The sequence below is a fragment of the Paenibacillus sp. FSL H8-0175 genome, assembly GCF_045040615.1.
GTDB classification, from domain to species: Bacteria; Bacillota; Bacilli; order Paenibacillales; family Paenibacillaceae; genus Paenibacillus_AQ; species Paenibacillus_AQ odorifer.
This window is the reverse complement of the sequence record NZ_CP150299.1, coordinates 3,664,695-3,684,896: the sequence shown is the minus strand read 5'-3', so window position 1 is coordinate 3,684,896 and position 20,202 is coordinate 3,664,695. Positions and strand designations below refer to the sequence as shown.

Genomic DNA, 20,202 nt, shown 5'->3' with positions numbered 1-20,202 from the left:
ACGGAATATGAACAAGCCCAAAAAAAAGAAGTTTTAGATTAACATCAAATCGGAAATGAAATAATGTTCTTGTCCTTTACTCAAAAAGCAGCGATTCTCATTAGAGATCGCTGCTTTTTATTGTATACTTCATTTAATATGTGTAGGTTCTCACTATTCTATTATTTCTCAGCACAAATCATGAATATCGGTGTTGACCGGTTTAAGACTTGCTGTTTCTCATCCAGAATTTTTGCGTTCAAATTCTCTTCAGCAAAAATATTAACGAAGCCTTCTTTTTTGAGAGTCCGTATATCCCACTCGGGACGCCTTTCTCTGGTCAGCGGCAATACAAGACTCAGACGGTCTGTCTCCTCTATGTCCTTATGATGCGGGAGTTCACCAAAGCCCTTATCTACATAGTTTTGCTGATCCTCTACTCGCTTTTGCTGCATCTCTTCATCCCAGAGATGGCGATTCCAGTTGGCATCAAAAACCAGCAGCCGTCCCCCAGGCTTAAGTACTCTTCTCCACTCTTTGTAGGCTGACTGCGGATCGGTAAGGCTCCAGGTGACATTGCGGCACACGATCAGATCGAAGCTCTCCGCAGCAAAGTCAAGCTTGTGCGAATCCATCTTGCGGAAAGTAACGGTTACACCTTCACGAATGGAGTGGGCAAGTGCTTCTTCCAGCATATTGTCGGTGCAATCGATCGCAGTAACCAGATGCCCGGCACTCGAAAGAATCACAGAGAAGAAGCCAGGACCGCAGCCAATATCTAGGACATGCAGTCTTTCCTTCTGCGGTGCATTAGTGAGAATAAGCTTCAGCCAGGCTTCCCGCTGGAATCCGTTGAGTTCCTTCTGAATGCCTTCGCTGTACAGCTCGGCTTCGCCTTCCCAATACATTTCCACCTCTTGTTGTATACCCATTTATCATTCACTCCTTCTTGGCAAGTATCATGAACCGGTTTACATTCTGGTAACCGTATTTCAAATAATCTAGCGGCATCGCACGGGCAGGGATAAAGTTCCGGTGAACATCAATGGTTCGGAACCCGGCCTGTTTCAGCGCTGTCTCGTCAGCTTCAGGCCGTAATACATTAACATATGGCAACTCGCTTAGCAGGCTTTTATCTTGACTGCTTCGCTGGCGGATTCTTTGTTCTGTGAGTAGAATCAGTGTCCAGGACAAGGCATACCAAAGTCTATGGAATACAGTCTTGCTCTCTTTATACAAATAGTTGCCGTCAAAAATAATCAGGGTCCCGCCCGGTTTTAGAATCCGGTACCATTCAGCATAAGCCCTCTGTGGATCAGGAAGCGTCCATACTACATCCCTGCAGACCACTGCCTCAAAGCTATTCTCTAGCTCCATATGCAAATCGGCAGCATCAGCGACATAAGCTGGAACTTTATATCCATAACTCTCAAAATTTCGTGAAGCTCTATCGATCATTCCCTGAGAGGTATCCACCGCTGTAGGCAGATGACCCATCTGTGATAAGAGTATGGAGAAAAAGCCAGGCCCTGTTCCCACATCCAGCACCTTTTGCTGGGGAGTTGTTCCCAACCCTTTAATAAGCAGTTGTTTCCAGAGGTTTATGGTTTTTTTGCTGCGGAATTGAGTCTGTATGACTTTGTCATAACTCTCCGAGCTTGATGTCCAGTATTTCGAAATCTCTTTTAACATCATTTTTCTCCTATGTCGAGTAGATTCCAGAAGACCGGCATAAAGGTGGAGTACCCCGGTTTAAATCCAGTCACTCTATTATTTACTGCTAAGATATCGTCAGGGAAATAAATAGCTGCAAACATAGCCTCCTGATACAATTTGGAGAAAATGGAGTCATATGCGGTCTGACGTTCCTGAATATCGGTTGTTCCTACTGCTGTGTCAATCAGTGATTCTAGTCCAGGATCAGACCATACGACAGCAGATGCGTCAGCTGTTTTATGAAATAGGGACAGCAAGAATGCATGCGGATTATAAGCATCATCATAAGTCCGGTACATGATTAGATCATAAGCTTTGCTTGTCCATAAGGCATCATAATAAGCATTCGGCTCAAGAACCTGAAGATTCACTCTAATGCCAATCTCCTTTAACTCAGACTGAACCAGTTCACTGATGGACTTCCATTCGGGATATTCAGCCTGCTGCAGCACGAAATTAAGCTCAAGCTGCGCTCCGTCCTTCTGTACAATTCCATCTCCGTCCGAATCCGTGTAACCGGCAGCTGCTAGCAGTTTCTTCGCTTCCAGCGGATCGAAGCCGTACCAAGTATTATTGGACTCCGTCACATAAGGAACTGTCAGCGGGAACAGGCCTTGAGCTTCACTACCGATACCGTCCATAAGATCTTCGACAATGCTTTTTTTATTAATTGCCAAATTGATAGCTTTGCGCACATTCAGATCTTGAAGTGCGGGCGTTTTGTAGTTAAAGATCATGAAATGAGAGTTTGTTCCTTGTGCTTTTTGCAAAGTTAGTGAAGAATCCGCTTCAATCACTGGCACGCTTTCGACTGGAATCTTTCCCATTTGTCCCCCTGCAATGTCAATGTCTCCAGCTTGCAGCGCTAGTACTCTGGACTGTGGATCTGGGATTACCTTCAAAATAATTTTCGACAGCTTCGGCATTTCTCCCCAATAATTCGGATTTCTGACGAGTATGGCTTCCTGATCTGTTTTGTAGCTCTCTGCCATCCATGCGCCAGTTCCAATCGCTTTGATGAATTTACCCGTAATATCTCCTGCGGGTTCCACAGCGGAAGGGCTGATAATTCGGACCGGTCTTGCAAAGGATAACTCGGTTAAGAAGGGATAATACGCTTTGTTGAATGTCATTGTGATCGTATGTTCGTCCACAACAACAAGGGATTGCATCGCAGTTGCTACATTTAACGAATTGGCTGGATCCTTAATCCAGCGTTCGAAGGAGAATTTAACTGCGTCGGCATTAAACTCCGTACCGTCAGAGAATTTGACGTCATGGCGAAGATGGAACGTATATACTTTCCCATCTTCTGAAATATCCCAAGACTCCGCAAGCGACGGCAGTATTTCGCCTTTTTCACCATACTCCACTAACCCCTCATATATCATCGCGTGCACATTCATCGAACCATCATAGGCACCGGCATCCAATCGGTCTATACCGGCATCAGACGATATAGCAACAGTGACTGTCTTGTCCTGAGCTTCAGATCCTTGTGCAGCTTCATTATTGGCGGTATTATTGGCTCTAGCCGTAGAATTGCTGTTATTACTGTTGCTGCAACCTGATATCAACACAACTATTACAAGAAGCATAAAGAATAACGATTTTGTTAATAGGTTTTTTGTCTTAGGGTTCGTTCTCATTCTTGGTACATCCTTTCTCTACTTAACATCATAGGAATGGCTGGGTTGCCACTCCTCTCCCAGTCTCTTCTTTCTTAAGAGGGGGTCCTGCACAGGTACCGAGGAGAGCAATGTTTTTGTATAAGGGTGGTCTGCTTGCTGCAACATGGTTGCACCCGATTGCTTCTCTACAATTTCCCCTTGACACATCACAGCCACACTGTCGCAAAAACGATTTACAACTGACAAGTCATGTGTAATGAATACATAGGATAATCCCAGCTCATGCTTCAACTCCTGCAGCAGATCCATCATTTGCTTTCGCAGGGTGACATCGAGACTTGAGAAAGGTTCATCGCAGATAATCAGCTCCGGCCGCAAGGCGATTGCGCGCGCAATTCCGACCCTTTGCTGCTGTCCGCCGCTGAGTTCATGCGGATAGCGGTGAATATGCTGCCGTTCAAGTCCCACAAGCTCAAGTGTGTCTGTTACGGTGGCCCTGCGGGCTCCAGCCTTCCTCTCTCCATAGTTTCGAAGAGGCTCCCCGATAATCTGCTCTACCGTAAACAACGGATTAAATGAAGCCAGACTGTTCTGAAACACCATCTGCATCTTCCTGCGGATCATGCGCATTTCGCTAAAGGTCCAATCCGTATAATCCTCGTTCCGGTACATAACTCTTCCGGAGGAGGGTTTCTCCAGTCCCAGCAGAAGTCTGGCCAAAGTGCTCTTACCACAGCCACTTTCCCCCACTAAACCAAGGGTCTCACCGCTCTCCAGACTGAGAGACAGGTTGTTGACGGCATGAACACTTCTGGCATTACGTGTGAACCACCCCCTTTCCAACTCATATTTCTTGTTCAGGCTTACCGCTTCCAATAACTTCAAGATCACCACGTCCCTGAAAAATGTAATATTACCGTTGTTATCTGCACTCCATTAAGTATTTAGTATAGGGATGCACGGGATTAGAAAAGAGTTCAAACACATTGCCTGATTCCACAATCTTCCCGGACTTCATCACATATACATAATCTGCAAGCTCCGCAACAACGCCAAGATCATGGGTAATTAATAGAATGCCGACATTGTTTGTCCATCTGATTCGGTCCAGCTCTTTAAGAATCTGGGCTTGAATGGTTACATCCAATGCCGTTGTAGGCTCATCTGCAATTAGCAATTGTGCTCCGGATACCAGGGCGATGGCGATCATTACTCTTTGACACATACCACCGCTAATTTGAAAAGGATATTTATTGAAAAGCAATTTAGGCTCGCTGAGCCCTGCTTGCTCCATCTGCCTCATGGCAAGCAGCTTTGCTTCTTTTCCCGATATACGCTTGTGCAGTTTAATCGTCTCCATGATCTGCCTGCCAATAGTAAGTACCGGATTCAGCGCGTTCATAGGATCTTGAAAGATAACAGCCATTTCTGTTCCCCGAAGTTTCTGTAACTGACGGCTGGAGCACTCACGTAGATTGTTACCCTTAAGCCAGATTTCTCCACTCTCAACTATGCCTGGAGAATCTACTAATCCTAATATGGACATTGCCGTAACACTTTTACCGCTGCCGCTCTCACCTACAAGTGCGACAATCTGCCGGGATTTCACCTCGATACTGACATCATCAACCGCTGTAACTTTATAACTGCCTGTGTGAAAGCAGGTGCGTAAATGACTGACCTTCAGCAGTGGAGACTCTGCCATCATATTCTGGCCCCCCACTTTACTACAGAATTGAAAGCACGCTCTGGTTGTCGCAAGCCTTCTCCCAACAGATTAAAGCCCAGAACCGCCAGCATGATCATCATTCCCGGAAATAGCATCAACCGCGGCTCCGTTTGAATATAGGCACGGCTGTCGTTCAGCATTACTCCCCATTCCGGTGTAGGCGGCTGAGCTCCCAAACCCAGAAAGGACAAACCCGCAATGGAGAGCATAATCGTACCCACTTCCATAGAAGCAAGAACCAGAATAGGCCGGGCTGCGTTCAGCAGAATATGCCTGAAAATAATTTGTAAATGAGAAGTGCCTGACGCTTTGGCCGCTGTAATATATTCACTTTCCTTGATTTGAAGGACCATACTGCGTATCACTCTGGCATACCCCGTCCACCAGACAGCAGCAAATGCGATTAGCAGATTCTTCATACTGGGACCTAGCATGGCTGTAATAGCAAGGGATAGGATTAAGCTGGGAAAGGCAAGCAATATATCTATGATCCGCATAATCAAATGATCGATCTTGCCGCCAGCGTAACCAGCCAGTAAACCAACAGGGATGCTAATCGCAAAAACAACGATCAACACCATAAACGAATCATTCAGGGAGGTTCGGGTCCCATAGATTAATCGGGATAAGACACAACGTCCCAGATGATCCGTACCGAGCGGGTATTGCCAGGAAGGTGTAGCCAGTTTGAGTTCCATGTGAATCTGCAGCGGATCGGAAGGTGAGAGCCATGGGGCAAAGAGTCCAACGGATATGAACAAAAGTACTATGCCCGCTCCTAACCTTGCTCCCTTATTCTTAAATAAGCTAATACGAAATATGACAATCCGCTCCTTCTAAATCGTCACCGCAGCCTGATTCGCGGATCCAGCAGCAGATGTAATAAATCCACTGTCAAGTTAATCAGGACAACGACAACAGCCATCCATAATACGTAACCCTGAATGACAATATAGTCTTTCGCAAAAATCGCCTCAATGGCATACTTACCAATTCCCGGCCAAGAAAATATAGTTTCAACAATAACGGAACCGCCTAATAGCCCCGCTATGTTAACCCCAAGGAGGGTAAGACTCGGAAGAAGCGCATTACGAAGTGCATGCCGAATGATTATTCTCCATTCCTGCAGCCCCTTAGCTCTAGCTGCTGTGATGTAACGCTTGCCCAAAACGTCTAGGAGACTGGAACGAATCAAGCGGATGTAGACTCCTGCCATACCAAATCCTAGTGTGAGGGCAGGTAGAATGACACTGGATACCCCATCCATTCCCATCACAGGAAATAGCTTAAACTTCACCGCACCATAATAAATCAGAAGCAGACTTAGCCAGTATCCTGGCATTGAAACACTGAGCATTGCACATACTCTTCCCAGTCGATCAAGCATTCTACCCGGATATAATGCAGACCCCACTCCTATCGGCAGGGCAATAAGAATAGCGGACAATACGGAACAGGCACTGAGCAGTAAAGTTGCCGGAAAACGACTCATCAGCTCTGTGAACACTGGACGACCGCTGCTGTAAGATAAGCCAAAATCGAGATGGGATACCCGGTTCAACCAGTGAAAATATTGCTTATGTACAGGACCATCCAGACCAAGTGTATGTCTGGTCGCCTCAATAGCTTCCTGCGTAGGTTTGATGCCGTCAGCACGCAGCATGATCTCCGCTGGATCACCTGGTGTTAAATGCATCAGCGCAAAGGTAATGCAAGAGATGCCGAGCAGCACGGGGATGAGCTGCAATAAGCGTTGCAACAAGTATCGATTGATGGCATTCAACTCCAAAATATTAATCGTAATAATTACGATTATAGCATAATCTTTTTAAATTAATAGTCTTAAATTGATTTATTTTATGTAGGACATAAAAAAATCAACCCCTATTAAATGAGTTGATCTTTAAACATTTGGTCTCTGCACAGTCGCAACTATTTTTCACAATAATATTGTCAAATCCTTAGGAATCATGTCATTATAAGTAGGTTCATATTAAAAATAACAATAAAGGAAGTGTGTATTTGAGTCGGTTCAATCTAGTCCTCATCTATGTTTTATCCATCATGATAGCTTTTCTTTTAGGGATTTACGTGGCCCCTAGCGTTGAAACACGCTTGAATGGGCAGACTGTGGCAAGTAATCCCGTTATCGAAGAAATACCGCCTAGTACCGTAGATAAAGCTGCTATTGCTGCTGAATCCAACACTACTGGATCCAATCCTACTGAATCTTCACCTTCACCTTCCCCGGAAGCCGTTGTCTTGGAAGATATGCCTTCGGACGATGATACTGGACCCGTTGGTGATGACTCTGAAGATCTGTCAGTAGCAGATACCCCATCCGGGCAAGGGATTGGTGCGCCATTAGAATTCAAGTATAGTACGAACTCTGCCGATGCTGTTAAGCTAACCTGGGAAGCTGACAACTTAACTGGAAAAAGGATCAATTATTACACTGCCCACATCAGCACGTTTAATCCAGTAGGCGATCCTTCCAATGATCAGCTGAACGGCAAGAGCAGCTTTTCACTTAAATATGTGGGGCCGGTTGAGCCCAATGATACTTTATTTATTTTCAGTGATTTTACATATCAGAATACAATACATACGATTATTATTGACCAGCTCACACTTCAATATGATGATGGTACTATCGAGACCTTCGACTATGGTTACGAAACTACCGATGATAGCGGCCTATAATCCACATGATTTGCAGCCCTGGTGCGAACAAGGGCTTTTTGCGAGGCACAATTGAACTAATGGTAATGTAAAAAACGAAGAGCGGCCTGGAATCCGGCGCTCTTCGTTTTTTACTTTTATTGTTACTGTCAGTCTGTTTAGCGGATGACCGTTACCTTGATCGTATCACTGGCAGTCACTCCCGCCGCGTTGACCAGCTCCGCCCGATATTCGTACACACCGGCAGTGCGTCCGCTGATAGTGGTTGCTGCACTTTGTGCCGAAGGCGTATGGGCATTCAGCGGCTGCGAGTCGATGAGCTCCCCGTTCTCATACAGGCGGTATTCTGTAGCGTTAGTCCCCCACCACAGATTCATCGACACCTTATAGGTGCCATCTCCGTCCCAGTTATCTTCGGATAGTATCGGCTTGCCCGGCGCGGAGTTACTTATGGTGACCGTAAGCGGATCGCTCTTGGTCGTGCCATATTTGTTGATTAACTCCGCAGTGTAAACATAAGTGCCGTTCACCTTACCATGAAGCTCTGTACTTGCCGTCTGGGCAGCCGGCGATACATCTTTCAGTGTCTTGGAATCAATCAGTGTGCCGTTCTCATAGAGTTTGTAACTCGTGCCGTTATTACCCCACCATAGGTTCATGGTGACTGTATAGTTACCATCACTAAGTCCATTAGCATAGCTGCTGTTGGAGGATAGCACAGCTTGTCCTGGCTTACCAGTCGCAATCACCTGGCCGCCAATAACCTGGAACGTATTGCTCTTTTCAGTCGTATTGCCGGCCGCGTCATGCACGATGTATTTCACGGTGTGGGGGCCGGCGCCTAAATCGGCGGCGCTCAGGGTCTGGCCTTCGGCAATCGGTCTTCCATCTAATAGAAGCTGTTTCGAGGTGACACCTGACAATACATCGTCAGCAGTCAATTCAAAGGAAAGCTGTGCTCCTTCTTCTACATCTCTCACCTCATGACCGGATTCTTTCAGTTCGGCAACCGGTGGAGCCGTATCAATATTGAGGTTCAGCGTCTTTAGATCTTCCACTTTGCCTTTTGCCGGCACAGCATGGTATGTCAATGTATGCCGCCCATCATCCTTCAGGTCCACAGGTGTACTGTACTCAGCTTCCTTGTTGCCGTTCAGCGAGTAATAAACATTAGCTGTATCTGTATTCGCCTTCAGGGTAACGGTGACCGGCTGGTTAAACCAGCCGGAAGCATTAGGCTCGGCAGAAAGCGTCGCCGTTGTTACCGGAGCCCCCTCTTCTGCTGCTGCGGCGAAGTCATCGAGGCTTCTCGGCTTGAGCTGGTAGATGCCTTTAAAAATTGCGGAAACACCTGTAATATTAAGTTTCTGTCCTTCTGTATAAGGGAAGTTATCCTTAGTAATGCCTGTCCGGGCATCCACGCGCACATGATTGCTTGTCCCGTCGGCATTGACGGCGTCGAATTCAAAGGAGCCGCTTGGCGTAGCGTTGATAATGTTCGCCACGGTCACACCGTTCAGTTGAACCAATTGGCCTTGGTTGGCATCATTCACCATACTCGCCGCAATCGGCTGCGGCAGTGTCGCCGTGCCCGTCTTCGCAATTTGCACTGCTTCTGTCAGCTCCAGCTCTGTGTTGTACAATGCGGTGGACGCTGTTACCTTGACCTTATCGCCAACGTGGAAGCCGCTCTGACTCTGAAAGACATAAACCCCACCCGTTCCATCTTGGAGATAGAAGGACTGTCCGCCGAAGATACCCGGCTCAGTCGTCACGGTCCCCTCCACCGTTACCAGTGATCCGGCTGCCTTAGCCCGGGAGTCGCTGATAGAGATTGTAGCCGGAATGGGATCTTCCTCAGCCGGAAGCGGTTCAGCAGGAACATTGCCCAGCGTCACCGATTCAGTCTTGAGGTTTGTACTGTTCTGGCGGAGGCGCAGATTGGATGCAGCTGTGGTGCCCGGCTTGATCTGGATCGTCAGATCCTTATAGGCATGACCGTTCAGATCAGCTGTCAGATTGAATGAGGAGCTATAGCCGTAGCTGCTTGGCCAGGTACCGTCGCTGTTCTGAATCTTGGCGATTTGGGCGCCGCTGCTTACCTGGTAGACACCTACCTGGAAGCCGGATACACTTGTGCCTGCAGGAAGATTATCTGCACTCACCCGAATCTGAAAATTCTGTGCATTTGGCAGCACAGCCTGGTGCGTGAAGTTATAAACCGCACTTGCAGTGGCTGCCGGTCCGCCGTAGGAGCCTGCTTTGAAGGTGCTGCGATCATACCATTTGTAGCCAGCATTAGGTTGAGCCCAAGGCTCCGGCTGCGGCTCAGTGGACAGCGCCGGCTCCTCGAATGGCAGCAGTGTTGTCGGCTGATCTAGCGTCAGGCCATTCACCTGGGTGAAATCCGTATAGCTCTCCTGCTCGGCGAGCCAGTTCACGGTGTTAACCAGCAGTGTGGCATCGTCCACTTCCTTGAAGCCATCGTAAGTTGTTTTCTTGGCGCCGGTATCTTCGCGCAGGTATTTCGGTGTTGCATCCTCTACAGGAGATGAGTCACCGATGAAGGCTGCCTTGCCGGCGCCTTTTTTAGCAACTGCCACATAGGGACCTTCTGCCACACCGCCGCCGTTATAGACCCCCTGGTCTACGGCATTGGCCCAGGCAGCATTGGTTTGCGGCAGGTAGACGATACCTTTCGCACGGGTTGGGTCTAGAATGGCCAGCGTGGAACCGGCATGCATAGCTACCGCTGATACGTCCGTTGTAATGCCGAAGGCTTGATCGGGAGCCACGACGTTGGTTGCGTTAATGTCGCCAAGCGCATTGTAGCGGAAACGGACACCGAACTCGTCCGCCAGCCAGTCAGAGCTAACCACACCCTGCATGGCTGCAGAAGCGACCTCATCGGCATTCATGCCTTTGGCTGGATTGTCCCATGCTCCACGGCGGTAGCCGTTGAAAGCTTCTGAACCATCCCAGCGGTTTTTGTTGCGGTCGGCGTTATAATGGTCGCCGATGAAGAAAATACTGCCGCCATCCTCCACATATTCCGCCATCGCAAGCTGCTCGCTTGCTTTGTAGGGCACGTTGGATTCGGCGACGATGTAGACATCATAATCGGAAAGATCACTCAAAGTAATTGGAGTCGTCTTGCGGAGTTCTTTGACATAATAGCCTTCCTGGGCAAGGGCATTCCCAAAGTCTGAAAAAGCGCCGTCAATCACCCAATCGGCTGCTCCCGCAGTCTGCTCATGGGTGTTGTCGAACAGGATCTTCTGGCCTGCATGCTCATTGACGACTTTGGCCTCAATGTACGGTGCAGGATCGTTTGGTCCTTCTGCGAATACCGCCGAACCGGCTCCGAACGTGAACAGCTGAAGTGGTACGGCCACCGCCACAGCTAGAGTGCTGTTCATCAGCCTCTTTTTCCAAACTGAATTCTTCTCCTTCATACCCTTCCTCCTCAAGATATAGTCCGGTGAGTAATTACCATAAATACCCACCTGCTAGACATCTACTATCCTATCTCAAAACAATTAAAAAAAAGATAGATTTATGTAAACTGCTGTAAAAATTATACTTTTGGCCTATAAAACGGGTCGAATATAGAAAGGGTATTATGAAAAAAGTCACAGTTGCTGAGGCTTATGATGAAGGATTGGACTATCGGGATATTAGCAAAAAAAAACGAAACGGATAAATGCTCCGTTTCGCTCTCTCCTAATTTACTGATAACCAAGTAACAAATTCACAATCGTATCAAGCTGAAGCTCTAATGAAAAAGGATCTTCCATTACGAATTCATCATGATAATTATCACCATACAAATAAACTTTTCCATTTTTCACTGCAGGGATGCCTTTCCATATGTTACTTTCCATTGCTTTATTGGTAGCATCCGCATCGCCATTATAAACAAAAACATAATCACCTAAATATTCTGGAAGCACTTCTAATGAAATCGATTCAAATCCCTCCGCCATATTTTTTGCACTTTCTGTTGGAGGCAGCTGAAGCATATTGTATATAGTGGAAGAACCATAGTTTCCTCCCTTTGCCGCTAAGACGTATACCGCCTTTTGTGAAAACTGAACAATCGAAACGGTTTCCCCTTCCTTGATAACCCCGGCAAGTTTAGACTTTGCTTCAGCTACTTTCTGTTCATATTCCGTAATCCATTCTTCTGCTTCTTTTTCTTTTCCGAATATTTTGCTTACACTCCTAAATTTATCAAGCGGCCCTGCTGTTTTTAACCCCTCCCAATAAGGCAGAAAAACAGTGGTCCCAATTTTCTCATATTGTTCTATGTTCTCATCGATCGAACCGATAATTAAGTCCGGATCTAGCATCGTTAATTTTTCCAGATTTAAAGGGAAATCCCCTAAATCCTCAATTTTCTCGATCGTTTCTTTGGGTATGTCCGCTTTTTCCATCCAGCCTTCATCCAGCATAAACGTTCTTGCTCCGATGGGTACAATTCCTAATTTCAATAAATGCCCCATATATTGGTCAGCCGCCACTCTTTTCGGCTCTGCTGGTACTTCCACATCTCCCTTAGGCGTTGATACTATTCGAGTGTTCGTACTTTCTTTTGATGTTGCTTGATTTACGGTTCCATTTCCATTACTTTGTTCCTTCGTAGCAGTACCCGTCCCACTTGAGCAAGCACCTAATAATAGAGAACCGCAAAGCAGTAAAGCGGCCGTCGTCTGAGATTTTGTCATTTTAAACATATGTAATTCCCCTTTTTCCGTATTATGATAATGATTATCATTATTAATATACTGTTGAACGATGGGTTCAAAAATAGAGGATGTGGGGAAGTTTAATGGACTTTCAGCAACTATTGGCCGCTGTGACTCTTTTGTTCTAAAATGTGCAGGGGATACACCTTTTCTTTTCTTGAAAATTCGGCTGAAATAATATACGTCTTTATAACCAACGCTTGCTGATATTTCCCCGACCGAAGCATCTGTTGTCATTAAAAGCTCTGTTGCAAGTTCAAGCCGAAACCGAATTAAGTAATCAATCGGACTCATGCCTGTGTACTCTTTAAACAAGGATGACAAATGATAAGCACTGAAATTAAATACTTCCGCAAGAGAATCTAATGTAATTGGCTCCGCATAGTACTCCTGAATGTAGGTGATTACTTGGACTGCAACACTGGTCTGTTTCACCTCAGTCTCTTTTCTATGTAATTCTTTTAAAACCTGATGAATGAATTGATAAAAAAGTGATTTTACGTTGAGTCTCTCTTCTTGCTCGTTCCATTTTTGATACATCAATTGCATTTTGTTATAAAGTAAAATGGGTGCATCAGGGGAAAAACAATATTGTGATTGGAACAGATCCTCCTCTTGAATCCATGCACGGTAATAAATGATATAGTAAACAAAATTCTTACTTGTCGGAACAATATTAAGTATCGCCCCTTTCCCGCTATGCAGGACTTGAAAACCTGTAAAAGAAAATTCAGAGTGATCTAACTGAACTTGAGCGCTCCCTTGTACCGAAAGTAAAAATATACTGGCAGGAATCTTGTACTTATGAAGAATTTCGCCTTGAACCCTTTCAATATGGCGCACATCCAATAACTTGACCGTCGCTTGGTCCCAAAGCAATATTTCATTGCTTTTGTACATAATGACTACCCCTCCGTTATCTGTCTAATCCTCATCATAAATGATAACCATTATCAATAATAGTCAATATATTTATCTTAATAACAAAAATCCGATTGCCCTAAAAGGTGCAATCGGATTTTTTAATATAAATTTATTGTTCAGACGCCAATTGCAGAAAATGATCTGCAGCCAAACGGACAGCCAGGATACTTGCGCTATTAAGTGAGTTATCAAAGATAAGAACATGATTGTTTTTCACTGCTTCCAGTGAGTTCCACACGTTCGAAGTTTCCTTGTCCTTGATGGCTGCCTTTGCGATATCCATATCATGCTGGATAATAATATAATCAGGATTCATGCTGTATATCCCTTCCAGAGAAAGGGCCCCTCCCTCTTCAGGATATCCCTTCGGTGGCAACAACCCGAAGCCTACAGTTTGATTGTAGTACATCGTGTTTTTAGAGCCTTGAGCATTAAAATTAGCTTTTCCGTCGACCCGTAGTAAAGCAAAGGTTTTATTCTCAAGACTACTTAGCTGTTCTTTTGTTTTTGCAATCATTTCTTGGGTTTCCTTAATGGCTTGTTCCGCTAATGTCTCTTTACCAACAATCTGAGCACACAGCATCGTCGTTTTTTCCCAGGTATCGGTGTAGTCAATTAAGATGACTGGTGCAATCTTATTCAACTCTTCATAATTGCTATCAACAGAACCCTTGAAGGTTACAATCACATCAGGCTTTGCTTCCATGATCATTTCCAGATTCGCATTGCTGCTGCCCAAATCAATGATTTCAGCAGTTCCAGCGTAAGGCTGTAAAGTAGCAAAATCCTTCATCGCTTCCGCTGCGTTAGTTGATGCGACTGGAGGCGTATCAAGAGCAAAAAAGTAATCTAAATACAAGGGATGCAGAACCGCTATACGCCCAGGTCGTGTCTTGAGCACCACTCCATTGTCGCTGGCATCCGCAATTGTTCTTGGCCATCCTGCTTCTTCGATCTTGCCAACTTCTGGTGTAGGCGTGACTGAAGTTTCGGAACACCCAGCCAGTAATCCTACTAGTATAATTAAGGATGTAATCCATCCATATAGTCTTTTCATTTGGCTCCCCCTTGAGTTGTTATCATTACTGTCTGTATAAATGCTTCATTAAATCACGGTTTTTCTGCGTGAACAGGTCATTATGTGAAGACACCATCCCGGACGAATTTGCCTCCGGTGTGATGTATTGTTTGGCTTGGTTTACCGCATTGGCAGCATCCTGGAATGCCCCCGCGATCAGGTGCAGTTTCCCCTCATGATGTAGAACATCCCCTGCCGCATAAATACCCGGCACGGATGTCCCGCTCATTACTGATCCTGAAATCCGGTGTTCCCACAGATCCATTTTAATTTCACTGTTCACCAGCAGTTCTTTGTCGCGCTCATAACCGTGATTAATGATGACCTCATCGACAGACAGCTCAAATCCCTCTCCGTTGTCATTACTTTTTTAGCAGTACAGTCCCTATTCTTTCGTGATCCGGTGTGGCAATCAACTTTTCGATTGAAGTATTTAACAAGCACTCTACGCCATTGTTTGCCAAGCGTGAAATATCGGCTTCATGCCCCTTTAAGTTCTCTTTCCGGTACGTCAGAAACACCTTTTTGGCAATCGGAGCCAGTTCATTCGCCCAGTCTACAGCAGAATGGCCGCCTCCCGATATTAGGACAGTCTTCTCTTTAAAGCGGGCAAGTGACTTCACCGTATAATGCAAATTTGTGATTTCGAATCTTTCGGCACCCTTGATTTCGAGCTTGACAGGCTTCAAAATGCCTCCTCCAATGGCCAATATGACAGTTTTAGTGAAATGCTTCCGGTTTGCGGCTGTGTGTAAAATAAAGTAACCTGCTTCATCTTGCGAGATGGATGTGACCTTTTCATTAAAGGCAACCTCCGGTTGGAAAGTCATCCCTTGACCAACCATTTGTTCAATAAGCTGCGAGCCAAGAATAGGCTGTAAGCCTCCCACGTCCCAGATCATCTTTTCCGGATAGACATGCACTTTGCCGCCAAGCACAGGTTGGAATTCTATAATTTTGGTTTTCATTTCACGGAGTCCGCTATAAAATGCAGCAAATAATCCAGCCGGATCGCCGCCAATAATCGTAACATCAAACAATTCCTCTTCATGCATCGTTCAATCGCCTCATTTCTCTTTTTTAAATCCCTAAATGCTCACGGAAAGTGCTACCCGTATATTCGCTCCGGAATAAGTCTCTTTCAACCAGCTGCGGTACCAACTTCTCAAAAAACAGCTCCATAGATTGTTCCGAACCGCCTGGCAGGGCGATGAAGCCATCTATAGCCCCCGCTTCAAACCGTTCAATAATATCGTTCAGCACATCCTCGACTGTCCCGACAGATACCCAATGTGCAGATCCGACAACCTCCGGCCTGTCCAAGATTTCTTTCACTGTAGGCTGATTTTTAATAATATACCGCCGTAACAACTCAGCATGAGTCCGGCTGCGGACGGCCTGACTGGAATCGGGTAACATATCGGCAGTTACTCGCTTATCTAAGGGATAACCGCTTAAATCAAGACCCAGCACCGATTTAAGCGAAGCATGTCTGCGTTCAAGGCTTAAATTCGCATGTGCAGCCTTATGTAATTCAAGTGCTTCTTCGCGCGTATCGGCCAGGAAAAAATATAAGCCCGGCAAAACTTTGATAGCATCCGGATCACGGCCCTGCTCAGCCGCTCTTCTTCTCAGATCATTCCTTAGTTCCACTCCCGATTCGATATCCGGCATTGCGGCAAAAATAGCATCAGCTACAGATGAGGCGAAATTCCGTCCAATATCCGAAGCCCCAGCTTGGAATAGCGGCGGCGTTCCTGACTTGTGAGCAGGCAAAGTAAGCGGCCCTTTTACACTGAAAAATTCCCCGGAATGATTAATGGCAGTCACTTTATCCTTATCCGAAAACATACCTGTCTGACGGTCGATAACAATCGCTTCATTCGGAAAACTCTCCCAAAGCTTGCATACAACATCCGTGAACTCCATAGCCATGGCATATCTCTCTTCCGGTGACGGCATGGGTGAGGCGCTGAAATTATCGGCGCCTTCAATAGAAGTGACAATATTCCAGCCGGCGCGTCCATTGCTCAGCCAGTGTAAGGACTGCAGCTGCCTTGCAACAACATACGGCGGATTAAAAGTAGTGGAAATCGTCGTTACCAGTCCGATCCGCTCGGTTTCACGAGCTATCGCTGCAAAAAACAATGCAGGGTCTGGGCTGCCGAAATTTGAGGAATCTCCTAACATCTGTGGGCTAACATACAGATAATCAGCTCTGAAAAGAAAATCGAGCTTTGAATTCTCAGCCATTTTTGCCAAATCAATATAGTAATCAATAGACTCCATCTTTTCAACTCTGCTATCCAGGTGCCGCCAGCCGTCTCCTTTCATCCAGGTTGCATTTAAGGACAGGCCAATACATAATTGTCTGGGTCTTTTTTCTGTCATATCTACCAGCCTTTCATTTATAAATCAATTTACTGATAATGATTCTCAGTCACAAAGGTGAGTTTATCAAAAATTTAAATAAATTCAAATGTACAAATCTCAAATCCAGCATGCATCATTATTTAATCTAAATAAAAAAAGTCTGCACTTCTGGCTTATCACCAGTAGCTGCAGACGTAGTTCAAGTACAAGAAGCTCATTATGTACATTATTTATAGGCAGAGGGAGAAACACCGAATTTCTTTTTGAATAATCGGCTGAAATATAGTGGATTGTCATAACCGACACGGTCAGCAATCTCGCGGATAGGAAAATTACCTGCTTTGAGTAATTCACAGGCCCGTTCCAAACGATAATTAACGACATAGTCGATGGGTCGTAGTCCCGTATATTTATGAAAGAGGTAAGAGAAGCGGTTGGCACTCATTGCATGCAGTTCCGCTAACTCACCGAGTGTAAGTGAATTCATATAATGAAGTTTAATATACGCAAGGGCTTCGTCTACCATTCTTTGATTCGGAGAACGATCGTTCTCTCTGTAACTGCACGCAATCAGAACCTGGTGCATCAGGCTTAAGAACAACTCCTTGATACGCAGCTTCCCAATTTCTCCGGATGGATGGGCATTCTGATGGAGCATAATTAGTAATTCAATAATTTTTAGATTCGCTCCCGGCTCCAGCTTGAAATGAGAGTCAAATTCGTGAGTACTATTCATTTCTTCCGGCATATCCAATTTATAAAAAAGGGAGTAATACTCGAGCTCAGATTGTCCTATAACCTGCGAATCTAACTGCATGCCCGGAGCAGCATGAAAAACTGATCCTGGCCGTAATTCATATACCGTTCCATTCACACGAATTCTGGCTCCCCCGCGAATGATAAATAGAAATCCATGCTTAACGGTGGTGAATTCACTTAATAAGCTTTTGGGCTGGATGACTAAGCGGCTTCTATCTTCTATTTCATAGACACCTTTAGTAAATGCCTTTGCTAATTTGTCCAAATTTATCAATGCTCTGCACCTGCTTCCTAGCACCATGCTTCTTATAAAAATCAGATCCAATTCTGATATTTATTTAAAACAGTATAGACAATAGTATGCGAAATTGCTAGAAGTGTAGTAGATATTCTACTGTAAATTGCAACCCAAGAAGATGCTCAGGAGATTTTGGTTGAAAATATGCCGTTTTCATTACAATCAATTTGAAGAAGTTCATCCTGTAAAATCCAAACATCAGTTTTTTCAACAAAGAAATGAAATCCGCCAATGGATTGAACCCATGCGGGATCGATCGGTGTAGCACTTGCATTAATTCCAACAGTGAAAGCATCAGAGCCTCCACCGGCATATTTTGCATAAATTCTTACATATTGCCCCTCTTCCAAACCCCATTCATTCTTAAATGAATCCAATGCTTTTTCGGATACTGCAAATGATATCATTCCTCTTCTCTCCTTCCTGCTGTTTAATCACATTTTTTTATTTCGCCACGATAATTGGCCATTCTGAAACTGGCTCCGCATCCACATGAAGCTTTTGCATTAGGGTTATTCATAGTGAATCCGCCTACCATTCCACTCTCTTCATAGTCAATTTCAAGACCGTCAATATATGGAATACTATTCGGGTGAACCAATATACTAAAATCTTGTTTATTTAATATAATATCCTCTTCTGCTTGCTGCTCATCCACGACTAGGGTATAGGATAGTCCACTGCATCCTCCTTCATCAACACCCACTCTTAGAAATGGATTTCGGATATTCGCACTTGATAAGATTTCGGCGATTTTTTCTGATGCTTTGTCACTGACCTCGATGAACATTGTGAACTCCTCCTTCGTTTATTTGTTTTTCAAACCTAAAGATTGGATACCCGTTCCTATTTGTTCAGCTACTGGTGAGATCCGAGTGCTCGCAAATAAACTCATTACAATCAACAAGAGATGGAAACCCATTGCTACAATTAATCCGGATTGGAGTGACATTCCGCCAGCCTGACAAACCACAAGGATGGAACCGCCGATCCCGATAACTACACCGGGTGTAAAAGAATCCGCAAATTGCAGATTAGCCGAGGTGTTGCCGACACCTCCTTCTCCTGTCTGAGAAAACGCCACAACACCGCTAATCGGATGCGCCAATCCAATACCGATTCCAGCGATGATCTGTCCAATAACTGCTACGGTAACGGTCACAACGGGTATCCAAAATACGATAGTAATCCCTATGGCAAGCAGCAATACACCCAGAATAATTCGCGTATGCCGTCCACGGCCCTGATCTGCTGAATCCCACCGTCCTTGCAGATACGCTATGACGCACCAACTCAACGCAGCACTCGCTACAATCAATCCGGCCTGAGAAGGCGTTATTCCTTTCACATCGATTAGAGCCAATACCAAGAAATTCTGTGTGCTGGTATAGGCAGCGAAGAACAGCCCACGTGTTGCCAGAATAGCTGGCATGCCTCTTCTAAGCGTAAGAGTTCCCTTCGGTAGCAGTTTGCGGAGCGGAAATATCATAAGTACTAAGCCGATAATGACTAAAACAAATCCCATAATGCTCGGAAGCATGCTTAGACCAACTAAGAAAATCCCTGTACCCATCGTTAACAGTAACGCATTCCAAGTTGATGAAGCTCCGATATCCCCTTGCGTCTTCGGTGTTTTTAATTTCGTGAACGCAGGTAAACTAAGCAGTGCTGAAATCATCAGGATCGGTAATATTCCCCAGAAAACAAACCGCCAGGACCACTGATCTGCGATAAGACCTGCAACGTATGGACCGAGCATGGACGGAAGAACATAGGCCGTACCAAATGCTCCGAGTATTTTGGCGCGTAATTCATCCGGGTAGCTTAAGGATATTGCTGTGTACACACAAGTCATCATAGCTCCGGCACCCAGACCCTGCATGGCCCGTGATCCTATCATGGTATACATATCGCCTGATGTTGCGGCAGCAATCAACCCAACGATAAACAAAAGAAGTGCGATAGTGAACGGTACTGCAGGTCCTCTTCTATCTATGATTCGACCGACGACCAGAGTTCCGATAATCTGCGCAAGCAGATACGTACTGAATATCCAGCCAAACAGGCTAAGGCCGTTCAAATCTCCAGCAATTGAAGGAGCAATGGTGGTTACGGACAGGCCTTCGAATCCAACGGCCATCACTGACAGAATAATACCTATGGATAGTGCAAAATAACGTGGGCTGAAAATACTTTGATGATTAGACGACATGAAATGTGACCTCCAAGAAAATTGGTATGTATACATCGTATCCGGACACTTAGTAAACATTTTTGTTTATAAT

The 20,202-nt window shown here is 45.3% G+C and carries 16 protein-coding genes and 1 pseudogene; 1 reads left to right on the top strand and 16 read right to left on the bottom strand.

Going from position 1 to position 20,202, the window contains the following annotated elements:
- Positions 1-161: 161 nt before the first annotated feature.
- The 7 genes from MHH46_RS16365 to nikB all read right to left on the bottom strand — a co-directional run bounded on the left by MHH46_RS16365 (position 162) and on the right by nikB (position 6,844).
- Positions 162-911, bottom strand: coding sequence for a class I SAM-dependent methyltransferase (locus MHH46_RS16365; RefSeq protein ID WP_076190288.1), 750 nt, complete (start codon positions 909-911; stop codon positions 162-164).
- A gap of 7 nt (positions 912-918) precedes the next feature.
- Complete coding sequence (locus MHH46_RS16360) at positions 919-1,671, bottom strand: class I SAM-dependent methyltransferase (RefSeq protein ID WP_076184908.1); 753 nt, start codon at positions 1,669-1,671, stop codon at positions 919-921.
- Complete coding sequence (locus MHH46_RS16355; RefSeq protein WP_405132497.1) at positions 1,671-3,293, bottom strand: nickel ABC transporter substrate-binding protein; 1,623 nt, start codon at positions 3,291-3,293, stop codon at positions 1,671-1,673. Before MHH46_RS16355 ends, MHH46_RS16360 begins: the two co-directional genes overlap by 1 nt.
- 69 nt (positions 3,294-3,362) lie before the next feature.
- Positions 3,363-4,211: an ATP-binding cassette domain-containing protein gene (locus MHH46_RS16350; RefSeq protein WP_076190290.1), complete on the bottom strand. Its 849-nt coding sequence runs from the start codon at positions 4,209-4,211 to the stop codon at positions 3,363-3,365.
- Between the two features lie 37 nt (positions 4,212-4,248).
- The gene (locus tag MHH46_RS16345; protein ID WP_076126508.1) at positions 4,249-5,034 is read right to left on the bottom strand and encodes an ABC transporter ATP-binding protein; all 786 of its coding nucleotides are present in this window, start codon (positions 5,032-5,034) and stop codon (positions 4,249-4,251) included.
- Positions 5,031-5,876, bottom strand: coding sequence for a nickel transporter permease (nikC, locus tag MHH46_RS16340; RefSeq protein WP_076184910.1), 846 nt, complete (start codon positions 5,874-5,876; stop codon positions 5,031-5,033). Before nikC ends, MHH46_RS16345 begins: the two co-directional genes overlap by 4 nt.
- A 23-nt stretch (positions 5,877-5,899) precedes the next feature.
- The gene (nikB, locus tag MHH46_RS16335) at positions 5,900-6,844 is read right to left on the bottom strand and encodes a nickel ABC transporter permease (RefSeq protein WP_256717171.1); all 945 of its coding nucleotides are present in this window, start codon (positions 6,842-6,844) and stop codon (positions 5,900-5,902) included.
- A gap of 233 nt (positions 6,845-7,077) precedes the next feature.
- On the opposite strand from nikB, the gene MHH46_RS16330 reads away from it, so the two are divergent.
- Complete coding sequence (locus MHH46_RS16330; RefSeq protein WP_081387761.1) at positions 7,078-7,758, top strand: hypothetical protein; 681 nt, start codon at positions 7,078-7,080, stop codon at positions 7,756-7,758.
- A gap of 137 nt (positions 7,759-7,895) precedes the next feature.
- Here MHH46_RS16330 and MHH46_RS16325 read toward each other — a convergent pair whose 3' ends face one another.
- From MHH46_RS16325 to MHH46_RS16285, 9 genes and pseudogenes are all read right to left on the bottom strand, one after another.
- The gene (locus tag MHH46_RS16325; RefSeq protein ID WP_076190291.1) at positions 7,896-11,192 is read right to left on the bottom strand and encodes a chitinase N-terminal domain-containing protein; all 3,297 of its coding nucleotides are present in this window, start codon (positions 11,190-11,192) and stop codon (positions 7,896-7,898) included.
- Between the two features lie 273 nt (positions 11,193-11,465).
- Complete coding sequence (locus MHH46_RS16320) at positions 11,466-13,385, bottom strand: AraC family transcriptional regulator (protein WP_076190292.1); 1,920 nt, start codon at positions 13,383-13,385, stop codon at positions 11,466-11,468.
- A gap of 133 nt (positions 13,386-13,518) precedes the next feature.
- Positions 13,519-14,466, bottom strand: a complete 948-nt coding sequence (locus MHH46_RS16315) for an ABC transporter substrate-binding protein (RefSeq protein ID WP_076190293.1) — start codon at positions 14,464-14,466, stop codon at positions 13,519-13,521.
- A gap of 25 nt (positions 14,467-14,491) precedes the next feature.
- Positions 14,492-15,542, bottom strand: a pseudogene (locus MHH46_RS16310) (NAD(P)/FAD-dependent oxidoreductase).
- 25 nt (positions 15,543-15,567) lie between these two features.
- Entirely contained in the window at positions 15,568-16,878 is a 1,311-nt protein-coding gene (locus MHH46_RS16305) for an NtaA/DmoA family FMN-dependent monooxygenase (protein ID WP_076190294.1), read from the bottom strand.
- A 208-nt stretch (positions 16,879-17,086) separates the two neighbouring features.
- Positions 17,087-17,884, bottom strand: coding sequence for an AraC family transcriptional regulator (locus MHH46_RS16300; protein WP_256716470.1), 798 nt, complete (start codon positions 17,882-17,884; stop codon positions 17,087-17,089).
- Between the two features lie 155 nt (positions 17,885-18,039).
- Positions 18,040-18,324 (bottom strand): HesB/YadR/YfhF family protein, encoded by a 285-nt coding sequence (locus MHH46_RS16295; RefSeq protein ID WP_076099150.1) that lies wholly within the window; start codon positions 18,322-18,324, stop codon positions 18,040-18,042.
- A 23-nt stretch (positions 18,325-18,347) separates the two neighbouring features.
- On the bottom strand, positions 18,348-18,707 hold the full coding sequence (locus MHH46_RS16290; RefSeq protein ID WP_076184918.1) for an iron-sulfur cluster assembly accessory protein: 360 nt from the start codon (positions 18,705-18,707) through the stop codon (positions 18,348-18,350).
- Positions 18,708-18,725: 18 nt separating this feature from the next.
- The gene (locus MHH46_RS16285) at positions 18,726-20,129 is read right to left on the bottom strand and encodes an MFS transporter (protein WP_076184920.1); all 1,404 of its coding nucleotides are present in this window, start codon (positions 20,127-20,129) and stop codon (positions 18,726-18,728) included.
- Between the last annotated feature and the right edge of the window lie 73 nt (positions 20,130-20,202).

Bases quoted from the DNA above. Each gene is read 5' to 3' on its own strand.
- MHH46_RS16365 (WP_076190288.1), bottom strand. From the start codon at position 911: ATGGGTATACAACAAGAGGTGGAAATGTATTGGGAAGGCGAAGCCGAG.
- MHH46_RS16360 (WP_076184908.1), bottom strand. From the start codon at position 1,671: ATGTTAAAAGAGATTTCGAAATACTGGACATCAAGCTCGGAGAGTTAT.
- MHH46_RS16355 (WP_405132497.1), bottom strand. From the start codon at position 3,293: ATGCTTCTTGTAATAGTTGTGTTGATATCAGGTTGCAGCAACAGTAAT.
- MHH46_RS16345 (WP_076126508.1), bottom strand. From the start codon at position 5,034: ATGATGGCAGAGTCTCCACTGCTGAAGGTCAGTCATTTACGCACCTGC.
- MHH46_RS16325 (WP_076190291.1), bottom strand. From the start codon at position 11,192: ATGAAGGAGAAGAATTCAGTTTGGAAAAAGAGGCTGATGAACAGCACT.
- MHH46_RS16320 (WP_076190292.1), bottom strand. From the start codon at position 13,385: ATGTACAAAAGCAATGAAATATTGCTTTGGGACCAAGCGACGGTCAAG.
- MHH46_RS16315 (WP_076190293.1), bottom strand. From the start codon at position 14,466: ATGAAAAGACTATATGGATGGATTACATCCTTAATTATACTAGTAGGA.
- MHH46_RS16305 (WP_076190294.1), bottom strand. From the start codon at position 16,878: ATGACAGAAAAAAGACCCAGACAATTATGTATTGGCCTGTCCTTAAAT.
- MHH46_RS16295 (WP_076099150.1), bottom strand. From the start codon at position 18,324: ATGATATCATTTGCAGTATCCGAAAAAGCATTGGATTCATTTAAGAAT.
- MHH46_RS16290 (WP_076184918.1), bottom strand. From the start codon at position 18,707: ATGTTCATCGAGGTCAGTGACAAAGCATCAGAAAAAATCGCCGAAATC.
- MHH46_RS16285 (WP_076184920.1), bottom strand. From the start codon at position 20,129: ATGTCGTCTAATCATCAAAGTATTTTCAGCCCACGTTATTTTGCACTA.